A 262-nucleotide genomic window follows, 5' to 3' on the forward strand; every position below is an offset into this window, starting at 1 on the left:
TCACAGACAGTGGTGGGTCTGGATGGATTCGAACCATCGACCCCCGCCTTATCAAGACGGTGCTCTAACCGACTGAGCTACAGACCCCTGAGTCTGTCTTTCTTACAGCCGACAAGTGTGAGCGCTTAAAACGCAGTGAGCGATGAGCTCTGGAAAGGAGGTGATCCAGCCGCACCTTCCGATACGGCTACCTTGTTACGACTTCACCCCAGTCATGAATCCTGCCGTGGTGACCGTCCTCCTTGCGGTTAGACTAGCCACT

The 262-nt window shown here is 55.0% G+C and carries 1 tRNA gene and 1 rRNA gene; both read right to left on the reverse strand.

Features of this window, described 5'->3' with window-relative positions:
- Positions 1–10 precede the first annotated feature (10 nt).
- Positions 11–87: transfer RNA gene (locus tag AB4Y42_RS44515), tRNA-Ile, on the reverse strand.
- Positions 88–153: 66 nt separating this feature from the next.
- Positions 154–262 (reverse strand): 16S ribosomal RNA (locus AB4Y42_RS44520); the annotation flags it as partial.

The sequence above is a fragment of the Paraburkholderia sp. EG286B genome (genome assembly GCF_040965655.1).
Lineage (GTDB): Bacteria > Pseudomonadota > Gammaproteobacteria > Burkholderiales > Burkholderiaceae > Paraburkholderia.